Annotated in this window: 13 protein-coding genes; 4 read left to right on the forward strand and 9 right to left on the reverse strand. The window is 63.1% G+C overall.

Annotation, left to right across the window (positions count from 1 at the left end):
• Nucleotides 1–110 precede the first annotated feature (110 nt).
• Nucleotides 111–3497, forward strand: a complete 3387-nt coding sequence (locus ACWF82_RS20585; protein WP_452503347.1) for a pyruvate carboxylase — start codon at nt 111–113, stop codon at nt 3495–3497.
• 44 nt (nt 3498–3541) lie between these two features.
• Here the strand turns inward: ACWF82_RS20585 and ACWF82_RS20590 are convergent, their stop codons facing one another.
• From ACWF82_RS20590 to ACWF82_RS20600, 3 genes are all read right to left on the reverse strand, one after another.
• A complete protein-coding gene (locus ACWF82_RS20590; RefSeq protein WP_452503349.1) occupies nt 3542–4168 on the reverse strand; it encodes a TetR/AcrR family transcriptional regulator in 627 nt (208 codons plus the stop codon).
• A 434-nt stretch (nt 4169–4602) separates the two neighbouring features.
• A complete protein-coding gene (locus tag ACWF82_RS20595) occupies nt 4603–5544 on the reverse strand; it encodes a fumarylacetoacetate hydrolase family protein (RefSeq protein ID WP_452503350.1) in 942 nt (313 codons plus the stop codon).
• 653 nt (nt 5545–6197) lie between these two features.
• The gene (locus tag ACWF82_RS20600; protein WP_452503352.1) at nt 6198–7319 is read right to left on the reverse strand and encodes a CaiB/BaiF CoA transferase family protein; all 1122 of its coding nucleotides are present in this window, start codon (nt 7317–7319) and stop codon (nt 6198–6200) included.
• Between the two features lie 83 nt (nt 7320–7402).
• On the opposite strand from ACWF82_RS20600, the gene ACWF82_RS20605 reads away from it, so the two are divergent.
• Together ACWF82_RS20605 and ACWF82_RS20610 are read left to right on the forward strand one after the other, a co-directional pair.
• A complete protein-coding gene (locus ACWF82_RS20605; protein WP_452503354.1) occupies nt 7403–8572 on the forward strand; it encodes an acyl-CoA dehydrogenase family protein in 1170 nt (389 codons plus the stop codon).
• Between the two features lie 48 nt (nt 8573–8620).
• On the forward strand, nt 8621–9148 hold the full coding sequence (locus tag ACWF82_RS20610; RefSeq protein WP_452503356.1) for a carboxymuconolactone decarboxylase family protein: 528 nt from the start codon (nt 8621–8623) through the stop codon (nt 9146–9148).
• A 198-nt stretch (nt 9149–9346) separates the two neighbouring features.
• Here ACWF82_RS20610 and ACWF82_RS20615 read toward each other — a convergent pair whose 3' ends face one another.
• The 3 genes from ACWF82_RS20615 to ACWF82_RS20625 all read right to left on the reverse strand — a co-directional run bounded on the left by ACWF82_RS20615 (nt 9347) and on the right by ACWF82_RS20625 (nt 11830).
• Nucleotides 9347–10333, reverse strand: a complete 987-nt coding sequence (locus tag ACWF82_RS20615) for a quinone oxidoreductase family protein (protein ID WP_452503357.1) — start codon at nt 10331–10333, stop codon at nt 9347–9349.
• Between the two features lie 3 nt (nt 10334–10336).
• Complete coding sequence (locus ACWF82_RS20620; protein WP_452503359.1) at nt 10337–10882, reverse strand: quercetin 2,3-dioxygenase; 546 nt, start codon at nt 10880–10882, stop codon at nt 10337–10339.
• A 165-nt stretch (nt 10883–11047) separates the two neighbouring features.
• Nucleotides 11048–11830 carry an IclR family transcriptional regulator gene (locus ACWF82_RS20625; protein WP_452503361.1) on the reverse strand — a complete coding sequence of 261 codons (783 nt, stop codon included), beginning with the start codon at nt 11828–11830 and terminating at the stop codon, nt 11048–11050.
• Between the two features lie 352 nt (nt 11831–12182).
• Between ACWF82_RS20625 and ACWF82_RS20630 the strand changes: the two genes are divergently transcribed.
• Entirely contained in the window at nt 12183–12815 is a 633-nt protein-coding gene (locus ACWF82_RS20630) for a GntR family transcriptional regulator (protein WP_452503363.1), read from the forward strand.
• A gap of 72 nt (nt 12816–12887) precedes the next feature.
• Here the strand turns inward: ACWF82_RS20630 and ACWF82_RS20635 are convergent, their stop codons facing one another.
• The 3 genes from ACWF82_RS20635 to ACWF82_RS20645 all read right to left on the reverse strand — a co-directional run bounded on the left by ACWF82_RS20635 (nt 12888) and on the right by ACWF82_RS20645 (nt 15259).
• Nucleotides 12888–14072 carry an acetyl-CoA C-acetyltransferase gene (locus ACWF82_RS20635; RefSeq protein ID WP_452503364.1) on the reverse strand — a complete coding sequence of 395 codons (1185 nt, stop codon included), beginning with the start codon at nt 14070–14072 and terminating at the stop codon, nt 12888–12890.
• 75 nt (nt 14073–14147) lie between these two features.
• Complete coding sequence (locus ACWF82_RS20640; protein WP_452503366.1) at nt 14148–15029, reverse strand: hypothetical protein; 882 nt, start codon at nt 15027–15029, stop codon at nt 14148–14150.
• Nucleotides 14939–15259 carry a hypothetical protein gene (locus ACWF82_RS20645; RefSeq protein WP_452503518.1) on the reverse strand — a complete coding sequence of 107 codons (321 nt, stop codon included), beginning with the start codon at nt 15257–15259 and terminating at the stop codon, nt 14939–14941. The genes ACWF82_RS20640 and ACWF82_RS20645 overlap by 91 nt, the downstream gene beginning before the upstream one ends.
• Nucleotides 15260–15354 lie beyond the last annotated feature (95 nt).

The following is a 15354-nucleotide window of genomic DNA, read 5'->3' on the forward strand; positions in this document are numbered from 1 at the left end:
AAGGTTGGTTGCTGTAGCAATGGGGAGCTGTGCTCGTATCAGCCCACACCGTCCGTTGAATCGCCGTCTTGGCGACGACGGCCGCTTGAGGAAGGGAAAGCATCGTTCAAATGTTTTTGAAAGTGTTGGTCGCCAATCGCGGCGAGATCGCCATTCGCGCCTTCCGCGCGGCATACGAACTCGGCATCGGGACGGTCGCGGTGTTCCCGCATGAGGACCGCAACTCCGTGCACCGGCTGAAGGCGGCCGAGTCGTATCAGATCGGCGAGGAAGGGCACCCGGTCCGGGCGTACTTGTCGATCGAGGCGATCATCGACGCGGCCAAGTCGGCGGGTGCCGACGCGATCTATCCCGGTTACGGGTTCCTGTCGGAGAACCCCGACCTCGCCGCCGCTTGTGAGCGTGAGGGGATCACCTTCATCGGTCCGTCGGCTTCGGTGCTCGAGATGGCCGGGAACAAGGCCACCGCCATCGCCGCCGCGAAGGCTGCCGGGCTTCCGGTGTTGAAGTCGAGTGAGCCCTCCGCCGATATCGATGCGCTGCTGGCGGCGTCGCAGGAGTTCGAGTACCCGATTTTCGTCAAGGCTGTGGCTGGTGGTGGTGGTCGCGGTATGCGCCGGGTCGCCGCGCCGGAGCAGTTGCGTGAGTCGATCGAGGCGGCGTCGCGGGAGGCGGAGTCGGCGTTCGGTGATCCGACGGTGTTCCTCGAGCAGGCGGTGGTGAACCCGCGCCACATCGAGGTGCAGATCCTGGCTGATCAGCACGGCAATGTGATGCACCTGTTCGAGCGGGACTGCTCGCTGCAGCGTCGTCATCAGAAGGTGATCGAGCTCGCGCCGGCCCCGAATCTGGATCCGGCACTGCGGGAACGGATTTGCGCGGACGCGGTGGCTTTCGCCCGGCAGATCGGGTACAGCAACGCGGGCACGGTGGAGTTCTTGCTCGATGAGCGTGGCAAGCATGTGTTCATCGAGATGAACCCGCGGATTCAGGTCGAGCACACGGTGACCGAGGAGATCACCGATGTCGATCTGGTGCAGTCGCAGCTGCGGATCGCCTCCGGCGAGACCCTCGCCGACCTCGGCCTGAGCCAGGACAAGGTGTCCATCCGCGGTGCCGCACTCCAGTGCCGTATCACCACCGAGGACCCGGCCAACGGCTTCCGTCCCGACACCGGCCGCATCACCGCCTACCGCACCCCCGGCGGCGCGGGCATCCGCCTCGACGGCGGCGCCACCGTCGGTGCCGAGATCGGGGCACACTTCGACTCACTGCTGGTCAAACTCACGTGCCGGGGCAAGGATTTCGATGCCGCCGTCGCGCGGGCGCAGCGGGCGGTCACCGAGTTCCGGATCAGGGGCCTGGCGACCAATATTCCCTTCCTGCAAGCCGTTCTGGACGATCCCGACTTCCGGGCGGGCCGGGTCGACACTTCGTTCATCGATGAACGCCCCGACCTGGTGAACCGGCGCGTGTCCGCCGACCGTGCCTCGAAGATCCTCGAATACCTGGCCGATGTCACGGTGAACCGGCCCAACGGTGAGCGCCCGACAACGGTGTACCCGCAGGACAAACTGCCCGTGGTGGATCTCGCGGTGCCGCCTGTCGCCGGTTCCCGGCAGCGTCTGCTCACGCTCGGCCCCGAAGGTTTCGCCCGCGCCCTGCGTGAGCAGAAGGCGCTCGCGGTCACCGACACCACCTTCCGTGACGCGCACCAGTCTTTGCTCGCGACGCGTGTGCGCACCAGCGGCTTGCTCGGTGTGGCCGGGCACGTCGCCCGGCTGACCCCCGAACTGCTCTCGATCGAGGCGTGGGGTGGCGCGACTTACGATGTGGCACTGCGCTTCCTGCACGAGGACCCGTGGGAGCGGCTGGCCGCCCTGCGCGAAGCCGTGCCCAACATCTGTCTCCAGATGCTGCTGCGTGGCCGCAACACCGTGGGTTACACGCCCTATCCGAAACAGGTCACGCGTGCTTTCGTTGCCGAGGCCGCCACGACCGGTATCGACATCTTCCGGATCTTCGACGCGCTCAACAATGTCGAGCAGATGCGTCCGGCGATCGACGCTGTCCGCGAAACCGGTACGGCGATCGCCGAAGTCGCGTTGAGCTACACCGGTGACCTGCTCGATCCCGACGAGTCGCTCTACACCCTCGACTACTACCTGAAGCTGGCCGAGCAGATCGTCGACGCGGGCGCGCACGTGCTCGCGATCAAGGACATGGCGGGCCTGCTGCGAGCTCCGTCCGCCGCGAAACTCGTGACGGCACTGCGCAGCAACTTCGACCTTCCCGTCCATGTCCACACCCACGACACACCAGGTGGTCAGCTCGCCACCTACCTGGCGGCGTGGCAGGCTGGTGCCGATGCCGTGGATGGCGCCAGCGCGGCGTTGGCCGGGACGACCAGTCAGCCGGCCTTGTCGGCCATTGTCGCGGCCGCCGCACACAGTGAATTCGATACCGGCCTGAACCTGCAGAACGTGTGCGATCTGGAGCCGTACTGGGAGGCACTGCGCAAGGTGTACGCGCCGTTCGAGTCGGGTCTGCCCGCGCCGACCGGGCGCGTGTACACCCACGAGATCCCGGGTGGTCAGCTGTCGAACCTGCGTCAGCAGGCCATCGCGCTCGGCCTGGGTGACCGGTTCGAGGAAGTCGAAGCAAAGTACGCCGCCGCCGACCGCCTGCTGGGCCGCCTGATCAAGGTGACCCCGTCTTCGAAGGTCGTCGGTGACCTGGCTCTGGCACTGGTCGGCACCGGTGTCGACATCGAGGCCTTCGCCGCCGATCCGGGCCGCTACGACATCCCCGACTCGGTGATCGGCTTCCTGCGCGGCGAACTGGGCGAGCCCGCCGGTGGCTGGCCCGAGCCGTTCCGCAGCAAAGCGCTGGCCGGACGCAACGAGCCCAAGCCGGAGACCCCGCTGACCACGGCCGACCAGGCCGGGCTCGACGGCACCTCGGCCGAGCGCCGCGACACCCTCAACCGCCTGTTGTTCCCCGGCCCGACCGCGGAGTTCCAGGCGCATCGGGAGAAATACGGCGATACCACCGGTCTGTCGGAGAACCAGTTCTTCTACGGTCTGCGCCGCGGCGAGGAACACCGGGTGCAGCTGGAGAAGGGCGTCACCCTGCTCATCGGCCTGGAGGCTATCTCCGAGCCGGACGAGAAGGGCATGCGCACGGTCATGTGCATCATGAACGGGCAGCTGCGCCCGATCGCGGTGCGCGACAGGTCCATCGCCTCGGAGGTACCGGCGGCAGAGAAGGCGGACAAGAACAACCCCGGCCACATCGCCGCACCCTTCGCCGGCGTCGTGACTTTGACTGTCGCCGAAGGTGATTCGGTCGAATCCGGCGCCGCGATCGGCACCATCGAAGCCATGAAGATGGAAGCGGCGATCACCGCGCCACGCGGCGGCATCGTCGGCCGGATCGCGACCGCCAAGGTGCAGCAGGTCGAGGGCGGCGATCTGCTGGTGGAACTGAGCAGCTGAATGAAGACTGTGGGCGCCGCGCGACTGTCTGCGGCGCCCACGGCTCAATCCGCAAGCTGTAGAGGAACTTCCGACACTCCACCCCAACACAGATCGAAGACAGTATCGACTGCTTCGGCCCTTGCGATGGGCCGCCCAGCTTGTAGCCAGTACCGTGCGGTGAACTGGCTTGCGCCAACCAGCCCGACAGCGAGAATTCGAGCCTGACGCGGTGTGACCCCTACGTCCTCGATGAGTAAGTCGTATACTGCACTCACGCACGCATTGGTGGTCTGGTTCAAACGCCATTCCACGGCAGGCTCGGTGATCACAGGGGATTCGAAGATGAGTCGGAAGGCGTGGCATTCATCGTCCACAAAATCAAAGTAGAACTGTACCGCGGCATGTATTCGGGCTCGGGTGTCGCCGCTCGAGCGCAATGCATTCAGCATCCCGGATATCAGCTCATCTAGGTAGCTCTGAAGGACTGCAAGGTATAAGTCGAGCTTGCCTGAAAAATGCTTGTATATGACGGGCTTGGTTATTCCTGCGCGTTGCGATATTTCGCGGATGCTGGTGTCGTGGTAGCCGCGAAGTGCAAATATCTCAGTCGCCACGGCGATGAGCTGGCTGCGACGACGGTGGGCAGGCATACGATCAGCGATGCGTTCGGGGTGGACTTTTTCGATCATTTAACCTCTTCATGCTCGGTTCCTCGGACCTGGCTTTTCATTTCGAATTTTGCGCGGAGTCGCGGCCAGGCTCGGTTTGAAGCAATAGCTTGACGCGGTGGAGCCGAGGACGTCGGTAGGGTTCTATTTACATGCAACTTGCGTTCGGTCAGTATTCATAAGTCCGTCCTGGCGGGTCATTGGAGATGGAGTACCGATTGTTGCGCATCTTGATCGCAGCCGATGGTCGACCAGTGGGGGTATATGCAATTAATTGGCGCACAGAATATTCGGGTTCTGCAATGGATCGGATGCGGCAGGGTCGCATAGCGAGGCCCGCGGCGGCTGTACGAATTCGCATGTGAGCGCAACCGTCGAGTCGGCTATTTGTCGGCGCTCCTCTGCGAGGGCTTCTCACGGTCGGGTTGCTATATGCCGGTCCGGTGCCACAGTTCTCAGGCCAGGCTAGCGCGCACGCCGATAGCCACATTCAACGATGGAAGTTGAGCTGGCTCATCGGCATACCGGGTTCGTAGTGATCCGATGCCTTCGATCTGGACTTCGAACACTGATCCATCGCGGAGGAACGTTGGTGGTGTACGGGCGAATCCCACCCCCGCGGGCGTGCCGGTGAAGAGGAGGTCACCCGGTTCGAGCGTCATGATGGTAGTCAGATACGAGATGAGCTCGGGGATGCCGAAGAACATGTTCTTGGTCTGATCGTTCTGAACAACCTGGCCGTCAAGAATTCCGGTGATCGTGAGGTTTGGACGTGCTCCGCCCAGTTGGGATGCTGGCACAACGACGGGTCCAATCGGGGTAAGGCCATCCCATGCTTTGCCTGGTACAACTTGTTGCGCGTGACGCTGGAAGTCGCGAACGGAACCATCGTTGGCCGCGGTGTAGCCGAAGAGGATGCTTTCCGCGTGTTCGGTCGGGACTCTGCGGCCACGACGGCCGACAACCGCGACGAGTTCGGCCTCGAAGTCGATCTGACTTGACTCCTGTGGCAGTGCGATCTCCGAGTATGGTCTGGTGAGGCAGTTGTCCCATTTCGGGAACAGCTCTGGATGGCCAGGATGTGGTCGTCCGGCTTCCCTGGCGTGCAAGCCGTAATTCAGCCCGACGCATATGATCTTGCGTGGTCGTCCAACCGGAGGCTCTAGGGCTTCATCCGGTACCTGGAGCAGCTTGCCGGCACGTACGGATTCATAATTTCCTGCCGCCGCTTCCAGCAACTCAGGCAGATCGGCGAAAGCTTGACCGTCGACCAGAGCGGTATGTGCTTCCGTGCAGCCATTGCGTCGGAGTACGACCACCGGCCGGTCGTAGTAAACTGTTCGGGCCAGTCCGAGGCCTGCGGACCAGTCCACAACCGATCCAGTTGACCAGCTCATCCTGGGTCCTTCCGTGCGCCCCTCTGGATGTCGGTCATGGTGTTCCCTTCTTCCGTGGATCCAACGCGCTGGGGCCCAGGGGTTTCGCCGGGCATCGCTGAGCTTGGAGCAGGCGGGGTCGCTGAGGCCAGTCGGCGGTTCCGCCCTCTGGGACCGGCGTGCCAGTTGTCATAGGAAAAGATCGGGTGCCAACTCGTCGTCGTTCGCAATTCGTCATGCCGAAGGCGTAGTCGGACAGGTCTAGTACGCCAGCCGTCCGCAGTACCTCTGCGTCGATGTAGCATTGCCGGTGCCGACGTCGAGCATGGGATCGCAGCGGCGCATAGTTACACCACCAACGCCCTGCAATGCGGTCGCGGACGCGTAGCTGACTACGAAGTCGATACCTCCGAAGCGATCGGCTGGCTGTGCGGCAGCTGTGGCTACGCTGTCCTCATCCCGGATATCGCCGAGGACCGGTAAGACATCGCCGCCGGTGAGTTCGATCGCCGCGGAGGCCGTGTACACGGTTCCAAGCGTTCGGTTCTCGCGATAAACGCGAGGTTGACGCCCTCGCAGGCGGCGCGAACCGCGATGGCCAGTCCGATTCCCCGGCTGCCGCCGACCTCAGTAGTGTTCGTCCCGCCACGGACTTCCTATCGCGAAGCTCTTTCTCAGAGTGTGGTAGAGGGCAAGTCCGGTGGCGCGGACCGGTATGCCGGTGGAGTGACCGAGAGATTGATGGGGCTCCGGCAGAGCGACACGGTGCTGCCGTCTGCGCGCGGAAGCTCGACAGTCGGCCGCAGGCCGAGCTTCTCGGCGAGGGCAAATGCTCCAGCGATATCGTTGACGACTCCGGCCGGGACGCGTGCTTCTGTCAGGTCAGCAGTCCACTCGAGGGCGGTTCGTGCTGCAAGTAGCCGCTCGAGCTCGGCGCGCAACGTCAGCCGGTTCTGAACACGCGAGGAATTGGTCGAGAACTGTGGCGCGGTCGCTAGTCCTGGTTCGCCCAGTACCTTGCACAGCGAGGCGAACTGGCGGTCGTTGCCGACGGCGAGGACCAACTCGCCGCCGGCACATGCGAGTAGTTCGTAGGGCGCAATGCTGGGGTGCTGGTTTCCCATCCTGGTGGGCACGACACCGCCAGAGGTGAAGGCGCTTGCTTGGTTTACCAGGCCAGCGAGCAATGACGACAGCAGGTCGATGTCGACGCGTTGTCCCTCGCCTGTCGCTGTCCGGTGATGCAAGGCGGCCAGAATACCTGTTGTTGCGAAGAGCCCAGCAAGTACATCTACGACCGCCACGCCAACTTTCTGAGGCTCTCCGTCGCGAGGCCCGGTGATACTCATGAGGCCGCCGAGAGCTTGAATCAGCAGGTCGTAGCCAGGCAATGTGGCGCCGGGCCCGCGCCCGAAACCGGTGATTGAGCAGTAGATCAGGCTCGGGTTCTCCGGCTGGAGCTGCTCATAGTCGAGGCCGAAGTCGGCCATGAGTCCGGGGCGGAAATTCTCGACCACGACGTCGGCCATCGCCGCCATTTCTCGTGCTCGCGAACGGTCGACCGGGTCGGTCAGATCCAGCACGATCGTCGTCTTGTTGCGGTTGACGGATTGGAAGTAGGTCGCCTGCCCTCGATCGTCATGTGGTGGTCTCCACGTGCGCGTGTCGTCGCCGGTGCCAGGTCGTTCGATCTTGGTGACGACCGCGCCGAGGTCGGCCAGCTGCATCGTCGCGAACGGGCCGGCGAGGATGCGGGAGAAGTCCAGGACACGAAGGTTGGCAAGAGGCGGAGTCATATGCGAGGATCCAATCATCGATTTTCGAAAATCGAATATTAGGCTAGGTGCCACAACCCCTCAGGTCAAGGAGATCCAGAAGCATGTCGACCACAGTGACCCCACTCGACTTTCTTGCCATCGACAGCGTCCTCACCGACGAAGAGCGGGATATTCGCGATACGGTTCGTGCCTTCGTGCGCGAGCGCATCCTGCCGGGGGTAGGGGACTGGTACGACGAAGGTCGTGTCCCTCGTGAATTGTTCAGCGAACTGGGCAAGCTCGGGGTGCTGGGTATGCACCTCGATGGCTACGGTTGCGCAGGAACCAGCGCGACTGCATACGGGCTGGCCTGCCTCGAGTTGGAGGCCGGCGACAGTGGCATCCGCAGCTTGGTTTCAGTGCAGGGCTCGCTGGCGATGTTCGCCATCCATCACTGGGGGTCGGAAGAGCAGAAGCAGGAGTGGTTGCCGCGCATGGCTGCCGGCGAAGCTATCGGATGCTTTGGACTGACCGAGCCGGACTCGGGTTCAGACCCTGGTTCGATGCGCACTCATGCTCGCCGCGACGGTGACGATTGGGTGCTCCACGGCGCGAAGATGTGGATCACAAACGGTTCGCTCGCAGATGTCGCCGTCGTGTGGGCCAGGACGGATGCGGGCATTCGAGGTTTCTTGGTTCCCAAAGGCACCAAGGGTTTCACCACCAGTGACATTCGCAAGAAGGTGTCGCTGCGTGCATCGACCACCTCGGAATTGAGCTTCGACGAGGTTCGGCTGCCCGCGTCGGCGATGCTGCCCGGCGCGACTTCCCTGCGAGGGCCTCTGAGCTGCCTGTCCGAAGCCCGCTTCGGCATCGTCTGGGGTGCAGCCGGTGCCGCGCGGGCCTGTCTCGAGGCGGCGATTGACTACAGCACGACGCGAGTGCAGTTTGGCAAGCCGATCGCGTCGTTCCAGATCCAGCAGCACAAGCTCGCGACGATGGCACTCGAGGTCAACCGCGCCACTTTGCTGGCACTGCACCTCGGACGGCTCAAGGACGCCGGAAGGCTGCAGCCAGAGCAGGTAAGTATGGGGAAGCTGGGCAATGTCAACGCAGCCCTGGACGTAGCTCGTACCGCGCGCCAGGTGCTCGGCGCGAACGGGATCACCCTCGAATACCCGGTCATGCGGCATTTGACGAATCTCGAGACTGTTGTCACTTACGAAGGCACTGCGGATGTGCACACTCTGGTCCTTGGCAGCGCATTGACCGGTATCGACGCCTTCCGCTGATCCCCCTTCTCAACTACCGATAGGAAAACCATGGCCAGAGTTCCGTACTTGTCCCGCGACGACGCTGGCGAGGAGGCCAAACCGCTGTTCGACCGGCTGGAGGCCGAGCGTCGGGTTCCGACTCCGAATGTCTTCTTGGCGCTGGCGCACGCACCCGACCAGCTCGATGCCTTTCTAACCTATGCCAACAGTCTGCGATCCTGCGAGCTGACTCCTAGGATCCGTGAACTGATCATTCTGACGGTGGGATACGCAACCGGCTGCGACTACGAAGTCGCTCACCACCAATCCCATGCCCTCGCCGCCGGCCTAACGCAGGAGCAGCTCGCGGCGGTGAAACACTTCGAGACAGTCGATCTCTTCGATGATTTCGAACGAGCCGTCATGCGACTGGCCAAGGATTTCAGCTCGGGAGCCGATATTTCCGACGAGGTGTGGACCGCGGTTGCGCAGCACCTCAGCACCGAGCAGATCGTTCAGTTGACTTTGACTCTCACGTGGTATCTCTCCGGAGCGCAAATGATGCGCGTGCTTAGGCTGGATCTGGAGGAAGGCTACTCCATGCCGGATTCGTGAGCGCCAATCTGTCCTGGGAGAGCCGGCGGAGAAGTCACTGCCCCATGTGTGCCAGTGACTTCTCCCGGTGCTTGCCGGGTACTGTCTGCCGCTCGCTCGATAGAGGACCTCTGGTAGACGATTGGCTCCGGCGCGATGGTGCGCCGGAGCCAATGTCGTTTATCTCCACTGCAACTGGGCCAGATCGGCCAGCCGTTCCTACGGAATCACGACGACCTTGCCGATGACCGCCTTGGACTCGAGGTGACGATGGGCCTCGGCGATCTTTCGGAGCGGGTATGTTGCCTCAACCCGGACCGTGACCTCGCCCCGACGAAATGCATCGAACACATCCTCTGCGCGCTGTACGAGCTCGTCGCGATCAGCAACGAAGTCGATCAGGCGCGGGCGTACGAGCTGTACCGAGCCAGCACTGGAAAGGCGGTACAGGTCCACTGGAGGCACTTGGCCTCCAGCGCGGCCGTACACGACCAACAGGCCGCGACGCCGGACACTCGCGAGGCTCGCATCGAATGTGGGCGCCCCGATGCCGTCGAACACCACATCCACGCCGGTGCCACCAGTAATCTCTGCCACGACATCCGGAATTTCGGAATTGTGGACAGACCATTCGGCTCCAGCCTCACTTGCGGCGGCGGCTTTGGCTGAATTGGATGTGGCCGCGATCACCCGAATGCGTTTCGCAGAGAGGAACTGAGTCAAGAGTCGTCCGACCCCACCGGCGGCAGCCCAGACCAGTGCGGTTTCGCCGGCTGATATGGGCCGCAAGGAGTTCGCCAGGTAATGCGCGGTGAGTCCTTGAGCGCATAGCGCAGCGGCGTCCACTGGGTCGAGCCAGGAGGGCATCGGGATAGCGACACCGACTGGTACCTCGACGTACTGTGCGTGGCTGCCTGGAACTGCACCCCACGCCACACGATCGCCGGCCACGAGCTCGGTGACCCTATCGCCGACCGCGACTACTGTACCCGCCCCTTCGAGGCCGGTCTGAATCGGCGGCTCCGATTGTCCTGGATACCCATTGCGACGTTCGATGACATCGTGGAAGTTCAGCCCGGCCGCCGCAACTTCCACGAGAACGTGGCCGGGCGATGGTTCAGGAATAGGGAGATCTTCTATTGCGAGGCAATCCGGTTCACCATGCTTGGTGATGACAGCGGCACGCATGCTCTCAGGTGCGATCACGTGTCAGTTGCTCTCGGCCGCAGTCTCGGTCTCGCCGAAAAGTGCGTAGTCGGGCATCCAGCGAACGTCGATGTGCTTCTCGCTCTCGCGGAGGCGCTCGAGTGTCGGCGGCTTATCCGGTTCGAGGAAATCGACGATGTGCTCAAATCCGCCCGGTGTGATGACGCCGAGTTGCCTACTGTTGGGGGCGGCGAAGGCCCATGCATGGACCCAATTGCGCGGAATCAGTCCGAACTCTCCCACCTGCAAGTCTCGGACGATGCGCGTCCCCTTCTGATCGTCGAGCCACACACGGATGACACCGTCGAGTACGAAGATCGCCTCGGTTGTATGCCTATGGAGATGGGGCATGGTCGGTCGCGATTCATTTCCGGCGCATACCATGAGGGCGAGGTCTCCGTCGGTGTCCGCAGCTCGTGTCAGGAGGGTGCGCAGGCCGTTGTTGACCTGTGTGTGCTCACCCTCGCCGAGGCCCAGGGTGTACGCGACCCCTTTGCCGATTTCGTCGAGTGCTACATGCCCGGGCAGGACAATCCCCTCAGCGGTCATAGTTCTGGCCTTCCTCGAAGTTGACGCCCATGTCCCTGGCAGGGGTGCAAAAGGGACGGCGCAAGCCGAACGTATGACGTGTGACTCTCTCACCCAATCATTCGGTCCCGCCCAACGGAACCATCTGATACATCGGGCCGGTGCCTCTGCGACCGTTCGCTCTGACTAGGACAAGGCCCGTTCCAGAGCAACCGCGGCAGCGGCAACAGCGGTAGGTGCGAATCGGAATGTGGGACTGTTCCAGGCCTCAACGACGCCAATAGCCGCTGTGCCCCCTCCGCGTACCTTGAATCCGGCTGCTATCGCCTTCACGCCCGGGAGAAACTCCCGGTCGGCGACAGCTACACCATTCTCAGCCACTCGAAGCAGGTGCTGGCGGAGTAGGCCAGGCTGGATGAGCGTAGCTCGCGTGGCTGGCCTCAGACGTCCTTCGGAGAAGAGGATCCGCTCGCGATCCTCAGGTTCCAATCGCGCGGCGATCGCTTTGCCCGTCGCCGTGCAGTGTAGCGGCAGCGCGTGGCCGACCAGTCTCGGTAGGCCCGGGGTCTGCTGTGTGAACAGTCCGTCGATCACGAGTGCTCTGCCGCCGCTCAGTATCGCGAGGTTTGCCATCGCTCCGGTTCGCCGCTGCAGATCGACCAGGTGTGGGATCGCGGCGATTCGCAGCTCGCTGATCTGGGGATTCGTAGCCGCCAGCGCGAAGACCTTGCTGCCGACGGAGAAACCGGCAGGGGAGTGCTCGAGAAGGCCGAGTTCGACAAGTTTCCAACACATCCTGTGGACAGTTGTCTTGGCCAGGCCCGTGGCCTGCACGAGCTCGATGATCGTCATGGCCCCCTGCCTTGACGCGCAGGCCTCAAGCGTCATGACGATCCGCTGGGCGACCGGGTCTCGAGCAGGCTTCGTGGCCGCAAATGTGTCGGGGATGGTCTCCTCCAGTGCAGCCACCGCCCCATCCACAGCCGGAAGACAGTGCTCCGTTGTCATATCACTCCCGTCCTTTCGCAGACGTTCGTGGCAGACAAGAGGCGACCTGAAAGGCCCCGTTGGACCGACTACAGTGTCGCCGACTCACGACTCAACGACCGTCGGCAGCGCCTACCGGGCGATCGAAAGACCAAGCAAAACCGGACCAAGCGCCTGTTGTGAAGCGTATCACCTCTCGGTGACCGTCATCACCGCCGCCTACCCGCTGCTCTGGTGGATTACCGACCGTGGACATGAGTACGGGTAAGCTCGCCGGGTGAGTCACATAGTCGCATCCGCAGGTCGTCAGGGTCCCGGTACAGCAGGCGAACACGTGCTCAAGGAGCTTCGGCGGGCCATCGTATCGGGCCAATACCGGCCGGGCCAGCAGGTGCGGCAGGAGCGAATCGCTGCCGATCTCGGTGTCAGTCTTGCTCCGGTGCGCGAAGCCCTTCGTGCACTCGAACAAGAAGGCCAGGTGGTGTACAGGCCTCGGCGTGGCTATTTCCTCACCGAACTACGCGTCGCCGATCTGCGTGAGATCTATGAGTTGCGGGCGTTGCTCGAGACTCGGGCTGCGCGACAAACCGTGCCGCTCCTGGACACCGACTCTCTCGACCGTGTTGCGTTGGCGGCCAGCGACTGCGCAGAGGCAGCCGAACGGGGTGATGTAGCAGCAGAACTCGAGGCCAATCGCCGGTTCCATTTCGGCTTGCTGGAATCGCCAGACATGGTGCATACCATGCGTGTCATCCGATTGCTATGGGATTCCACCGAGGCGTACCGAGCGATGTACTACAACTCTCCCGTCGAACGGTCGCTGACTGTCGCCGACCACGACGCGATTCTGGACCTAGCGCGCCGCCATGCCGTCGACGAGTTGATTGTCGCACTCGACGACCATCGGGACCGGGCGTTGCGTGTGCTGACGGCAATCATCGACGATCATGCCGAAGGCGGCGATTGATCGGCGCCGAGCACAGCAGGCTTCGCTTCTCATCGCGTGTGCTGGAGAGGAGCGAAGCCCCGCGAATTTGCGTCAAGAAGCACGGATTATCAATGCGTCTCCCTGCCCGCCTCCACCGCACAGCGACGCCGCGCCGATGCCCCCACCGCGCCGTCGAAGTTCGAGCGCCAAGTGCAGCACAAGGCGCGCGCCCGACATACCGAGTGGGTGGCCGATGGCGATCGCACCACCGTTCACATTCACCTTCGCCGGATCGATGCCCAGCCTGCGAGTCGAGGCGATACTGACTGCGGCGAATGCCTCGTTGATCTCCAACAGGTCCAGGTCTGCAGGGGAAATGCCTTCCTTGGCACACGCCTTCAGGATTGCGTTGGCAGGCTGTTCCTGGAGGGTCGAGTCGGGCCCGGCCGCAACACCTGCGGCGCCGACCTCGGCGATCCAGCTCAGGCCCAATTGCTTGGCCTTGACCTTGGACATGACGACGACAGCGGCCGCGCCGTCAGAGATCTGAGAGGCGGTGCCCGCGGTGATCGTGCCGTTCTTGCGGAATGCCGGGCGAAGCATACCCAGCGACTCGGCGGTGGTGTCGGCACGGATGCCTTCATCGGCGCCGACCATCAGCGGATCACCTGTGCGCTGCGGTACTGCGACCGGAACCACCTCGTCGTCGAAGACCCCGTTCTTCCACGCGGCTGCCGCCCGCTGGTGGGAGGTAGCGGCGAACACGTCCTGGTCCTTCCGGCTGATCGGCTCGCCGTTGTTGCGCTGCTCGGTGAGCATGCCCATTGCCTGGTCGGTAAAAATGTCATGAAGACCGTCGTATGCCATGTGGTCGTGCAGGGTTGCGTCACCGTATTTGTAGCCCTCGCGCGAGCGTTTGAGAAGATGTGGGGCCTGCGACATAGATTCCTGTCCGCCGGCAACCACGATGTCATACTCGCCCGCCCTGATGAGCTGATCTGCCAACGCGATGGCGCTGATTCCAGACAGGCACACCTTGTTGATGGTGACTGCCGGGACATCCATCGGGATCCCTGCCGCCACTGCTGCTTGCCGAGCCGGTATCTGGCCCGCGCCCGCCGTGAGGACCTGCCCCATGATCACGTAGTCCACTTGCTCGGGCCACACCCCACTCTTCTGCAAGGCACCGCCTATTGCGATACCTCCGAGGGCGGAGCCGCTGAAATCTTTGAGGGATCCGAGAAGTCTGCCGACCGGGGTGCGAGCCCCTCCGACGATGACCGATCTAGTTGCCATGATGTTTCCTTTCGGGATTTCCGAGCACTGGACCCAATGGGATGTGCGGTTGGTTTCTGGTCCACGAGCGATGTCCTAGAACCGCGATATGGCGTCGCGCCTGCCGAAAGCTATCGACCAGCTGAGGGGCCGGCCCCGTCGACAGCGGCCGATCTGTGCGTTCGTCGAGCTGTCGTGATCTGAGGGCGATCCGCTGTGGAGCTCGCTGAGAAACTTTGTGGCCAGGGCTTTCTCGGCCTCGACCCCCGTGCAGAACCGAAGATTCTGTCTCCGCGGTGTGGTGCGGAAGTGCTGATCCATGGAGTGGACTCCGGCCTCCACCCGTCGGAACTGCTCTGGGCCAATCGCGATCATCAGGGGCGAGCTGACCGAGGAGTGCAGCCCGCAGCGACCACCGACCCAGCCCGCGAGTCGGAAGATGTGGGAGGGGTCGATACCGAAGCGTTCTACCGCCTGGGCATTGGCCGACACTGCGATGAACTGCGTGGCCACTGTCGCTGGGCCGCTAGTTGACACCCGTCGCCGCTGTCGTGCTGCATGCGCGTTTGTAAGAGTCCCTTGGGTGGTGAATGTCGTGGACGTGACCACGAACAGCGTGGTTTCCGAGTCCAGCGGGATGCGCGTCCCATTGAGATCGTGAGTGTCGGCACTCGAAACGAACCTCGCATCGACTGAGCTGCTTGCGAATTCACACAAGGCCTGGCAAGCCATGGCGGGGCCGAGGCTCGAGCCTCCGGACCCTAGGGCTACGAATGTTCGACTCGGCTGCCCGGTTCCGCCCAGCCAGTTGCCGGTTCGCGCTCGCTCGGCCAAGGTCGCCATACTGGCTGGAATGGACCGGACGACGGGGACCGCGATTCGTCTGTTCATGTCGTCGATCGATCCTGCCGGTGCCTGCGCTTCAATGTGCTGTACTGCTCGGACCCCTGTGACGTCAACGTGCTGGCCGAGGAACATGGCTCGATACCTGCCGCGAGTCTTCGCTTCTGCGCCATGCGAAGCGGTAGGTCGATCGTCTCGGCGGTGAGGAGACTATTGGAAGAGCCGAGCACGAGGTCGCAGTGGACGACGATGCTCTCTGGTCCACGGCCCGGTTGCGCGCTGAAGAGGTCGCTGATGTGAGCGCCGATCATGCGGTGGTGGTGGTTCTCCAGCTCTGTCCAAGATGGTCTGGAGATCGTGGTCACGACATACTCACCTACCTGTCCCAGATCGAAGGCTGCCACATCCACCGATGCCCACGGGGCAACGAAACGAGCGCCAAGAAGCCATCTGCGTGTAA

This window comes from Nocardia sp. NPDC055053 (assembly GCF_053608285.1).